Below are 9646 nucleotides of genomic sequence, written 5' to 3' on the forward strand. Positions count from 1 at the left end.
TCAGGCGGCGACGAGTGCCGCTTCGGTTTCCGCGATCCAGCCGCCGCCGAGCACGCGCTCGCCTGCATACAGCACCGCGGCCTGACCCGGCGCGACGCCGTATTCGGGCGCATCGAACACCACGCGGTCGCCGACCAGACGGGCAGGGACGGGTTTCGCCATCGACCGCACCTTCGCGGTCAGCGGTCCGGTGAAGTCGCCGCCCAGCCAGTTGATGTCGGTCATCCGCGCAGCCTCGACCGCGAGCGCGCGACGGGGGCCGACGACGACGCGCTTCGTCTCGGGCTCGACGCGGACGACGTAGAGCGGCTCGGGACTGCCACCGATTTCCAACCCGCGACGCTGGCCGACGGTGAAGTGGATCAGCCCGCGATGCTCGCCGAGCTTCGCGCCGCCGAGGTCGACGATGTCGCCCGCCGTTTCCGCCGCTTCGGGCCGCAGCTTCTTGACGAGTCCGGCATAGTCGCCATCGGGCACGAAGCAGATATCCTGGCTGTCCGGCTTGGCCGCGACTCCGAGCCCCAACTCGGCCGCGATCTCCCGCACTCGCGCCTTGGGCAGGCCCCCCAATGGGAAGCGCAGATAGTCGAGCTGCGTCTGCGTGGTCGCGAACAGGAAATAGCTCTGGTCGCGCGCCGGATCGGCACCGCGGTGAAGCTCAGCGCCATCCACCCCCTCGACCCGGCGCACATAATGTCCCGTGGCCAGGCAATCCGCGCCGAGATCGCGCGCGAGCTTCAGCAGGTCGGTGAACTTCGGCCCCATGTTGCACTGTACGCACGGGATCGGCGTGCGGCCGGCGAGGTATTCGTCGGCGAACTTATCGACGACCTGCTCGCGAAAGCTGGTCTCGTGATCGAACACATAATGCGCGATCCCCAGCCGGTCGCACACCGCGCGTGCATCGCGGATGTCGCGGCCGGCGCAGCACGATCCCGCGCGGCCGACCGCTTCGCCGTGATCGTAGAGCTGGAGCGTCACGCCGATCGTCTCGGCGCCGGTGGCGTGCGCGAGCGCGGCCACGACCGAGCTGTCGACGCCACCCGACATCGCCACGACGATGCGCTTTCCGGCCATGTCGGGGCCGAGCTGAAAATCACATTGTTCCATCGTTGCCACATAGGCGCGACGGCGTGAGGTTGCAAAAAGATGCACCGATTAACGTCGATCAAGACGAACGGACCGGAAAACACGACGGGTGATTGGAATAAAGCGACAGGTTCACGAAGTCTTTCGCGGAGTTTTACGGTCCCTTCACCCCCTCGCGCTATACCTGACATCCCGAGAGTAAGCGCGAGTATCCCGTTGGACCTGAGTTTTCCCCGTTTCGATCGCGACGCAGAGGTCACCGTTCTTCCGGGTGACCTGGCCGTCCTGATCGTCGGTATCGCCGCCCGGCAGGCGGCGAGCCCGACCGCGGCGGTACAGGCCGGCTTTGCTCGTGCCGCAATCGATCCAAAGCTGTTCGCGCCGCTTCATGGTGCGTTCAATGGCCCGATGGCAGCGGCCTTAACCCGGTGGAAGGACGAATGAAGATGCTGTTTACCGCGGCGTTTCAGCCGATCTTCAATTCCTGCGACTATGTGTCGTGTGTGCGTATCGAGAGGGGGCCCCCCGCCCCGACCAGAGGTTTCAAATGATCGAGAACCAGAAAATCCGTCCCGGCAAGGTGATCGGGCCGTTGGGCGAGCAGCTGACGATGGACACGCTGCCACCCCCCAGCACCACGCGCTGGGTGGTTCGCCGCAAGGCGGAGGTGGTTGCGGCGGTCAATGGCGGCCTGCTGAGCGTCGATGACGTCTGCACGCGGTACAATCTGACGGTCGAGGAATTCGCCAGCTGGCAGCGTGCGATCGATCGTTCGGGAATGCCCGGACTGCGGGTCACGCGAATTCAGCACTATAAGTCGTTGTACGAGCGCCAACAAAAGTATTGAGCCGCAAAACTCAAAACGCGGGCGGAACAAAAAATGCCGCTCGCACGTCTTTCCGCCATCGCCCGGATACGGGTTCAACGGAGGGAAAATATCATGGGTCTCATTCTTTGGCTGATCATCGGCGGCGTCATCGGCTGGATTGCCAGCATGATCATGCGCACCGACGCACAGCAGGGTATCTTCCTCAACATCATCGTCGGCATCGTCGGCGCCTTCATCGGCGGCCTGATCCTGTCGGGTGGCTCGATCAACAACGCGCCGCTCACGCTGACCTCGTTCATCGTGTCGCTGCTGGGTGCGATCGTCCTGCTCGCGATCGTGAACCTCGTGCGTCGCGGTAGCGTCCGCTAAAAAGTTCGCATCGTCACGCGAAGAACAGGGCCGTCCGGGCAACCGGGCGGCCCTTTTTCGTGTGTGGAGATGTTCGCTGAATGTGAGTGGCCTCTCGATCCTCCCCCGCCAGGGGGAGGTGGCTGACACTTGCCAGTCGGAGGGGGCGGTAAGGGAAACCTACGTTCCGTGTCCTCCCCCTCCGTCACCTTCGGCGCCACCTCCCCCTTGCGGGGGAGGATCAAAGATGCGGGGGAGGATCGTAGAGAGCGTCAGTTCAGCAGGAACCGCACCGAGAGCGTGACTGTCACGTCCTTCTCGCCAGGCGCGATCTGCGTGCTGTCCTTGGCCATCGACGCGCGGGCCATCATGAACATCGGCTGCGCCGGGCCGCCCGCATCCTGACCCGATTCGGCGATCGAGACGATCCGCGCCACGCGCAGCCCCGCCGCCTTGGCATAGAGATCGGCGCGGCGCTTGGCCTGCACGATCGCATCGGTCCTGGCTTCGTCGAGCGCGGCCTCGGGCTTGTCGATCGACAGGTTCGGACCGTCGATCTGGTTCGCACCCTGCGCCACCAGCGCATCCAGGATCGTGCCGGACTTGGCGACGTCGCGGAAGCGGATCGAGACGGTGTTGGTCGCCTGATACCCAGTGATCACCGGCGGCTGGTTGTCGGCATAGCGATATTGCGGCGCGAGCTGGACCGACGAGGTTGCGATATCGCGCGACGCGACACCCGCACGCTTCAACGCCGCGAGCACCTTCGCCATCCGCTGCGCATTGTCGGTGAGCGCCGCCGCCGCTGTCGGCGACTGCGAGACGACGCCTGCGCGAATCGTTGCGAGATCGGGAACGCGCGTCGTGCGCCCCTCGGCGGTCACGTCCAGAACGGTCCCGGCGGCGGGGACCATCGGCTCGACGGTCGTCGGCGCGGCCTGCGCATGGGCAGCGACGGTGGGCAGGCCGATCGCGACGGTGGCGAGGGCGCTCAGGAACGATGCTGTCTTCATTGTTTCTCTCCGGTGGGACACGGCCTGCCTGTCGTCCTACACAGTTCAACGCAAGCTGAACGGCATTGCGGATAGATCGGAATCGAAGCATGTCTGCGCTCCGCATGAGCCAAAGGGCTTGAGCGCGGTGACTTATTCAGATAACACAGCTCGCAGGCGACGGTGCGGGTCGAGACAAGACCGGTCGAAATTGGGATTGTGACGCGCATGAACTACGAGACGAAGACTGTCGGGCAAATGGGCGACAGCGACGAACAGGTAGTGCTGCCCGATTATACCGCGCCCTCGCCCTCGCATCGCCGTCGCAACATCATCATCGCGGTCGTCCTCGTGCTGGCGATCGTCGCTGCCATCTTCGCGTTCAAGTCGGGCAAGAAGGAAGCAGTCGCGGGTCCCGCGGTCGAGCAGGTCCCGACCGTCTCGGTCGTGGTGCCGGGCCGCGAGACGATCGATCGCACCATCTCCGCTACCGGCACGATTGCCGCTCGTCGCGAAATGCCGGTCGGCGTCGCGGGCGAGGGCGGGATGATCACGCGCGTGCTGGTCGAGCCGGGTCAGTGGGTCGCGGCGGGGCAGGTGCTGGCGACGGTCGATCGCTCGGTCCAGACCGAGACCGCCGCGTCGCTCGCCGCCTCGGTCAGCGTCGCACGCTCCGACGAGACGATCGCGCAGGCCGAACTCGATCGCGCCCAGCAGCTCGTCGATCGCGGTTTCATCTCGAAGGCCGATCTCCAGCGCAAGGCGGCGACGCGTGACGCCGCCGCCGCGCGCGTGAAAGTGGCGCAGGCGACGCTGGGCGAGGCGCGTGCGCGCAACGGTCGGCTCGACATCCGTGCGCCGGCCGCCGGGCTGGTGCTTACGCGCGGCGTCGAATCGGGTCAGGTCGTGGGCGCTGGCACCGGCGTGCTGTTCCGCATGGCGGCGGCAGGCCAGATGGAGATGCGCGCGCAGTTGAGCGAAGCCGATCTCGCCGGGCTTCATGCCGGTGCGCGCGCTACGGTCGTTCCCGTCGGGACGACTCAGGGCTTCCCCGGTCAGGTGTGGCAGGTTTCGCCGGTGATCGACCCGCAGAGCCGCCAGGGCATCGCGCGGATCGCAGTCGCCTACGACCCTGCGCTGCGGCCGGGCGGGTTCGCCGCCGCGACGATCCTCGGCGGCGCTACGCAGGCGCCGTTGCTGCCGGACTCCGCGCTGCAAAGCGACGAGAAGGGCAATTTCGTGTATGTCGTCGGCGCAGACGACAAGGTCGTCCGGCGCGACATCAAGATCGGCCAGGTCTCCGATGCCGGCGTGACGATCTTGAGCGGGCTCGACGGGTCCGAACGCGTGGTGCTGTCCGCAGGCGGGTTCCTGGCGCCGGGCCAGAAGGTGAAGCCGGTCACGAAGAAAGCGAGCTGAGCTCATGAACTTTCGCAACATCTCGGCCTGGGCGATCCGCAACCCGGTGCCGCCGATCGTGCTGTTCATCGCGCTGACGCTGGCGGGCATCGTCAGCTTCATGCGGATGGACGTGAATAACGATCCGGACATCGATTTCCCGATCGCGATCGTCGTCATCAACCAGCCGGGTGCTGCGCCGACCGAACTCGAGACGCAGGTCACGCAGCGGGTCGAGGCCGCGGTGCGATCGATCCAGGGCATCGACGAGATCAACTCGACGGTCACCGAAGGCCAGTCGCAAACCGTGGTCCAGCTCAGCATCGGCACGCCGATCGACCGCGCCGTCACCGACGTCCGCGATGCGATCGCGCAGATCCGCAGCGACCTGCCCGAAGGCATCCTCGAGCCGCAGGTGTTTCGCGCGAACACCACCGACAACGATCTCGCGAGCTACTCGGTGATCGCCAAGGACATGACGATCGAGCAGCTCAGCTGGTACATCGACAACAATGTCGCGAAGGAACTGTTGTCGGTGCCCGGCATGGCCGCGGTCAACCGCAACGGCGGCGTCAGTCGCGAAATCCGGGTCATCCTCGATCCGTTGAAACTGCAAAGCCAGGGGCTCACCGCGAGCCAGGTCAACGCCCAGCTCCGCCAGGTCAACCTCAACGCGGCGGGCGGCCGCGCCGAGATTGCCGGGTCCGAACAGTCGGTCCGCGTGCTCGGTAATGCGAAGGATGCGGCCGCGCTTGCGCAGACGCAGATCAACGTCGGCAACGGCCGCACCGTGCGCCTCGCCGACATCGCGCAGGTCCGCGATCTCTACGCCGAACAGCGCAGCCGCGCCGCGATCGACGGCCGCCAGACGATCAGCTTCGATTTCCAGCGCTCCAAGGGTTCGTCCGACGTCACCGTCTTCAACGAGGCGGTGAAAAAGCTCGCGGCGATGGAGAAGCGCAACCCGAACGTGCATTTCGTGCTGCGCTCGAACAGCGTCAAATACACCGAAATGCAGTATGAGAGCGCGATCCACGCGATGATCGAGGGCGCAGTGCTCGCGGTGATCGTGGTGTTCCTGTTCCTCCGCGACTGGCGCGCGACGGTGATCTCGTCGCTGGCGATCCCGCTGTCGGCGATCCCCGCCTTCTGGTTCATGGACCTGCTCGGGTTCAACCTGAACCAGATGACGCTGCTCGCGCTCAGCCTGGTCGCGGGCGTGCTGGTCGACGACGCGATCGTCGAGATCGAGAACATCGTCCGCCACATGCGCATGGGCAAGTCCGCCTATCAGGCCTCGATCGACGCCGCCGACGAGATCGGTCTGGCCGTGCTCGCGACGACGATGGCGATCGTCGCGGTGTTCCTGCCGGTCGGTCTGATGCCGGGTATCTCAGGCCAGTTCTTCAAGAATTTCGGCCTGACCGTGGTTGCCTCGGTTTTGATGAGCCTGGCGGTCGCGCGCCTCGTCACACCGATGCTGGCTGCATATTTCCTCAAGTCCGCCGGCCCCGCCACGCACGGCGAGGGCATCCTTATGGATGGCTATATGGCCACGCTCAAATGGACGCTCGAGACCGGCAAGGCCAAGGCCTCGGCGGCACGCGGTGGCATTCACCGGCTTACCAGCCGTTTCCGCGATCACCGTTTCTGGGTGCTCGGGCTCGGCGCGTTCGCCTTTCTGTTGACGATCGTGATGTTCGCGGTCCTGCCGATGACGTTCCAGCCCGCGCAGGACAACGATACCTCGATGGCGGTGATCGACATGGTGCCGGGCACGACGCTCGCGCAGACCGAGGCCGTGGTGACCAAGGTCGCGGCGCTGATCGGATCGCAGCCCGACGTCCAGTCGGTCTATGCGCGCAGCGGCGCCAACGGCTCGGTCAACGCCGGCCGCGTCACCGCGACGCTCAAGGACGACCGGAAAATGAAGAGCACGGAGTTCGAGCGTAATCTCGCACCCCAGCTCGCAGCGATCCCCGACGCGCGCGTCTCGTTCCGCTCGCAGAATGGCTGGGGCGGCAGCACGCGCGACATGAGCGTCACGCTCGGTGGCGACGATCCCAAGCTGCTCGATGCGACCGCACAGAAGATCGTCGCCGAGATGTCGCGCCTGCCGACGCTGGTCGCGCCGCGCGTCGCCGGCAACATGCAGCGCCCCGAAATCGTCATCAAGCCGCGCTTCGATCTCGCCGCGAACCTGGGCGTGACGACTCAGGCGCTATCGTCGGCGATCCGTATCGCGACCCTGGGCGATATCGATCAGAACTCGGCGCGCTTCTCGCTCTCCGATCGCCAGATCCCGATCCGCGTCGCGCTCGATCAGGGCGCGCGCAGCGAGTTGTCGACGATCCAGAACCTGCCGGTCTCCACCGCCTCGGGTGGCTCGGTGCCGCTCAACCTCGTGGCGGAGATCACGCTCGGCTCCGGCCCGACCAAGATCGACCGCGTCAATCAACAGCGCCAGCTGACGATCGGTGCCGATCTCGCGCCCGGAATCGTGTCGGGCGTTGCGCAGAAGCAGATCGACGCGCTGCCGACGATGGCGAACCTGCCGACCGGCGTGAACAAGCTCGTGCTAGGCCAGTCGAAGTTCCAGGCGGAGATGATCAACAACTTCATCCTCGCCGTGATCGCCGGCACGTTCCTGGTCTTCGCGGTGCTGGTGCTGCTGTACCGCCGTGCGCTGCCGCCGTTCGTCAACATGGGGTCGCTGTTGCTGGCCCCACTCGGCGGACTGCTGGCGCTGTGGGCGACGGGTAATCCGGTGTCGATGCCGGTGTTCATCGGTATCCTGATGCTGCTCGGCATCGTCGCGAAGAACTCGATCCTGCTGATCGACTTCGCGCTGGAGGAGATGGGCAAGGGCGTCGACGTATGGACCGCGATGGTCGATGCCGGCCACAAGCGCGCGCAGCCGATCGTGATGACCACGGTCGCGATGGTCGCGGGCATGATTCCGACCGCGCTCTCGATCGGCGGCGACGGATCGTGGCGCGCGCCGATGGGCATCGTCGTGATCGGCGGGCTCGTCCTGTCGACCATCCTGACGCTGTTGATCGTCCCCGCGGCGTTCAGCCTCGCGGTCGGGATCGAGCGGTATATCGGCCCACGCCTCGGCCGCAGCCTGCTCACCTATCGTCCCGGCGACGACGGCAGCGAAGTGATCGGGCTCGCCGGACCGCATCCGTCGGGTCCGCGGCTCGGACCGGCAACCCCCAAGCTCGGCGATGGCACACAGCCAGCCGAGTGACGCCATCGCGCCCCTCGTGTTGAGCGACGACACAGTGCCGCGCGCCAGCGGGGGGCTTCCGTGTGGCGCAGTGCGAAGGGGCCGCGTCCGAGCATCATGGTCGAGCGCGGGCGGGTCGAAGCCCGTATCGGCGGCGGTCGTGAACTATCCCCGCGCTGGGGGATTGTTTCGGGCATGACAGTTTCAATCCGCACGCGCCCGGCGAGCGAAGCAACGCCGCCCGCCCTCGTCCGCATGCGGATCGTCGCGACCGGGCTGCTCGTGTTCATGGCCGCGACGTTCCTCGTCAGCCGCGCGCTCGTCCCCGTCCACCCCGCCTTCGCGTTCGTCCGCGCGTTTGCGGAGGCGGCGATGGTCGGCGGCCTCGCGGACTGGTTCGCGGTGACCGCGCTGTTCCGCCATCCGCTCGGCCTGCCGATCCCGCACACAGCCATAGTGCCGCGCAACAAGGACCGCATCGGCGACACGCTCGCGCAGTTCCTCCGCGCGAATTTCCTGATCCCCGTCGTCATCGCCCGGCGTACGCGCCGCCTCGACGTGGCAGGTGCGATCGCACGCTGGCTGACCGATCCGCCCGAGGGGGCAGGGGGGCGCTTTCGCCAGGGCGCATCGAAGCTGGTCGCGCAGGTGCTGGAGGGTCTCGATCCGGCGCGGCTCGGCGGGATGGTCAAGGCCGGGATCGGCGCCCGCTTGCGCGCTACCGAGGTGTCGCCGATCCTCGGCCAGTTGCTCAAGGCCGCGATCGCCGAGCGCCGCCACGCGCCGCTGCTCGAAAGCGCGATCCGCTGGGCAGCGAAGACGCTGGCCGCGAACGACCACCTCGTCCGCGCGATGGTCCACGACAAGGCCGGCTCGATCCTGCGCTGGACCGGGCTCGACACGACCGTCGCGGACAAGCTCATCAGCGGCTTCGACAAGCTGCTCGCCGAGATGGCCGAGGACCCCGAGCATCCCTTGCGCCTGAAAGCGGAAGAGGGACTCGATCGCCTAGCCTGGGATCTCCAATACGACCGCCGCATGCGCGAGCGCGTCGAGACGATGAAGAACGACCTCCTCGACAATCCGGCGATGCAGCGCTGGCTCGACGGCCTGTGGGAGCAGGCACGCGGCGCGCTGCTGGCGATCGCGCGCGACCCCGAGCGGGCGATGGCCGGCAAGCTCGGTGACATCCTGCGCCAGCTCGGCGAGACGTTGCAGCATGATCCGCGCATGTCGCGGACGATCAACCGGTTTGTGCGGCGTGCGGCGGTCGGTGCGGCGGCGGATTACGGCGACGGCATCGTCAAGCTGGTCTCGGAAACGGTCCGCAGCTGGGACGCCGACACGATCACCCGCCGCCTGGAAAACGCCGTCGGCCGCGACCTGCAATATATCCGCGTAAACGGGACGATCGTCGGCGGGTTGGTCGGGCTGGTGATCCACAGCGTCGATGTGCTGTTGTGATGGGGACGGTGTGCGATCGTTTCGATCGGGCGGAAGGGCAGGTTTCCAAACATCGTCCGGTAGTTTGTGGCTGCCTGCGCTAGGTAAGATTTTGAGAGGTTGGCTCCAAAACACAGATCAAGATGGAGCGGCGTTTGACGACGTCCAATGTCCGGGTTGGGTGGTGGGTTCAACGGGTGGTCGCAACACTTCATTCTTTGAGGAGGAGGAGTGTGGGGATGAAGCAGCGTCAGCGGATTTACTACTCGGCGGCACAGCGATCCGAGATTTGGGACCGGTGGCAGCGCGGGGAGT

The 9646-nt window shown here is 66.3% G+C and carries 8 protein-coding genes; 6 read left to right on the top strand and 2 right to left on the bottom strand.

From position 1 onward, the window contains the following. Complete coding sequence (gene mnmA / locus C8J45_RS18290) at positions 1-1110, bottom strand: tRNA 2-thiouridine(34) synthase MnmA (RefSeq protein ID WP_107964582.1); 1110 nt, start codon at positions 1108-1110, stop codon at positions 1-3. Positions 1111-1305: 195 nt separating this feature from the next. On the opposite strand from mnmA, the gene C8J45_RS18295 reads away from it, so the two are divergent. From C8J45_RS18295 to C8J45_RS18305, 3 genes are all read left to right on the top strand, one after another. Then, the gene (locus C8J45_RS18295; protein WP_107964583.1) at positions 1306-1533 is read left to right on the top strand and encodes a hypothetical protein; all 228 of its coding nucleotides are present in this window, start codon (positions 1306-1308) and stop codon (positions 1531-1533) included. A 103-nt stretch (positions 1534-1636) separates the two neighbouring features. Further along, entirely contained in the window at positions 1637-1936 is a 300-nt protein-coding gene (locus C8J45_RS18300) for a DUF1153 domain-containing protein (RefSeq protein WP_107964584.1), read from the top strand. Positions 1937-2029: 93 nt separating this feature from the next. After that, the gene (locus tag C8J45_RS18305) at positions 2030-2287 is read left to right on the top strand and encodes a GlsB/YeaQ/YmgE family stress response membrane protein (protein WP_056484797.1); all 258 of its coding nucleotides are present in this window, start codon (positions 2030-2032) and stop codon (positions 2285-2287) included. 251 nt (positions 2288-2538) lie between these two features. Here the strand turns inward: C8J45_RS18305 and C8J45_RS18310 are convergent, their stop codons facing one another. Further along, positions 2539-3279 (bottom strand): SIMPL domain-containing protein, encoded by a 741-nt coding sequence (locus tag C8J45_RS18310; RefSeq protein ID WP_107964585.1) that lies wholly within the window; start codon positions 3277-3279, stop codon positions 2539-2541. 207 nt (positions 3280-3486) lie between these two features. On the opposite strand from C8J45_RS18310, the gene C8J45_RS18315 reads away from it, so the two are divergent. From C8J45_RS18315 to C8J45_RS18325, 3 genes are all read left to right on the top strand, one after another. Beyond that, positions 3487-4677: an efflux RND transporter periplasmic adaptor subunit gene (locus C8J45_RS18315; protein ID WP_107964586.1), complete on the top strand. Its 1191-nt coding sequence runs from the start codon at positions 3487-3489 to the stop codon at positions 4675-4677. 4 nt (positions 4678-4681) lie between these two features. Further along, positions 4682-7909: an efflux RND transporter permease subunit gene (locus tag C8J45_RS18320; RefSeq protein ID WP_107964587.1), complete on the top strand. Its 3228-nt coding sequence runs from the start codon at positions 4682-4684 to the stop codon at positions 7907-7909. Positions 7910-8083: 174 nt separating this feature from the next. Next, positions 8084-9352 (top strand): DUF445 domain-containing protein, encoded by a 1269-nt coding sequence (locus C8J45_RS18325; RefSeq protein WP_258191534.1) that lies wholly within the window; start codon positions 8084-8086, stop codon positions 9350-9352. The last annotated feature ends 294 nt before the right edge of the window (positions 9353-9646 follow it).

Source organism: Sphingomonas sp. PP-CE-3G-477 (assembly GCF_003050745.1).
Taxonomy (GTDB): domain Bacteria; phylum Pseudomonadota; class Alphaproteobacteria; order Sphingomonadales; family Sphingomonadaceae; genus Sphingomonas.